General features: G+C 59.2%; 2 protein-coding genes. One reads left to right on the forward strand and one right to left on the reverse strand.

The window, feature by feature from the left end; genetic code table 11:
- Positions 1 to 884: oxygen-independent coproporphyrinogen III oxidase (hemN, locus tag B2W52_RS06765; RefSeq protein WP_286802091.1), on the forward strand; the 884-nt coding region annotated here is incomplete at its 5' end.
- 114 nt (positions 885 to 998) lie between these two features.
- Here the strand turns inward: hemN and B2W52_RS06770 are convergent.
- Positions 999 to 1,483, reverse strand: a 485-nt coding sequence (locus tag B2W52_RS06770) for a methyl-accepting chemotaxis protein (RefSeq protein WP_286802093.1), incomplete at its 5' end; no start/stop codon positions are given.

Below are 1,483 nucleotides of genomic sequence, written 5' to 3' on the forward strand. Positions count from 1 at the left end.
GCTTCAACCGGATCAGTCTGGGGGTACAGGATGTAAACCCGGAGGTTCAGAAAGCAGTGAACCGTATCCAGCCCCGGGCCATGACCGAAGCGGTGCTCAACGAGGCACGGCGCATCGGCTTCCGGTCCATCAACCTGGACCTGATTTACGGCCTGCCATACCAGACGCCGGAAAGCTTTGCCGAGACCCTGGAAGCGGTGATCGAGATGTCGCCGGACCGGCTGTCAGTGTTCAGCTATGCCCACCTGCCGGACCGTTTCTATCCGCAGACCCGGATTCAGGGCGACACCCTGCCCAGTCCGCAGCAGAAGCTGACCATCCTGCATAACACCATCAACCGTTTGCTGGACGCCGGGTACGAATACATTGGCATGGACCACTTCGCCAAGCCGGACGACAGCCTGGCGGTGGCGCAACGAGAAGGCCGTCTGCACCGGAATTTCCAGGGTTACACCACCCATTCCGAATGCGATCTGGTTTCCCTCGGCGTTTCCGCAATTGGTCAGACGGACGATGCCTATTTCCAGAACAATCACGACCTGCCTTCCTGGGAAGCATCCATTGATGCCGGCCAACTGGCCATCACCAAAGGCGTCAACCTGACCCGGGACGACCGAATCCGCCGCTGGGTGATCGGCCAGCTGATTTGCCAGTTCCGGCTGGACCGTCAGCTGTTTGCAGATGTCTGGCAGGAAGATCTGAACCGCTATTTTGCCGATGAGCTCAGCCGTTTGAAGCCCATGGTTCAGGATGAACTGATTGCCGATGACGGTAACGCGCTTCAGGTTCAGCCTGCAGGGCGGTTGCTGATCCGGGCGATCTGCCAGATTTTTGATTTGTACCGCAAAGAGGGCGCCAGCCAGCGGTTCTCGCGGATTATCTGATAGTAGCGGCATGGTCGGGGTCAGAAGAGTGCTTGCTTCTGACCCCATGTTCATTTGCAGAGCCAAAAAAGGGGCTGTCCGTTTCCGGAGAGCCCCTTTTGCGTCTTGCTAGTATCAGCTGTAGGCCGGCACCTTGAACTCGTTGGCAAGGTCCTGAAGGACCCTGGCCAGCCGTGCCTGCTCGCCGGTCACCTGGGTGATTTCCTGGGAGCCGGTCAGCGTCAGTATGGCGGCTTCACTGACTGATTCCATGCTGCCCGCCAGCTCCCGGGTAACCGCCACCTGCTCTTCAGAGGCGGTCGCAATCTGGCCGGCCATATCGGAGATGCTGTTCACGTCGGTCAGGATATCCGCGAAGGTCTGCTCCAGCTCGGACGCCTGCTCACTGGTGGCGTTAGCCAACTTATGGCTTTCGACAATCGAGCGGCTGGCATTGTCTGTAATGCTCTGAAAGCTGGTGATAATCTCCTCGATCTGGGTGGTGGATTCATGGGTCTGTTGCGCCAGAGTGCGGACTTCGTCGGCGACCACCGCAAACCCTCGACCATGCTCGCCGGCGCGGGCGGCTTCAATAGCCGCGTTCAGCGCCAGCAGGTTGG

The organism is Marinobacter sp. UBA2498 (assembly GCF_002341575.1).
Taxonomy (GTDB): domain Bacteria; phylum Pseudomonadota; class Gammaproteobacteria; order Pseudomonadales; family Oleiphilaceae; genus Marinobacter; species Marinobacter manganoxydans.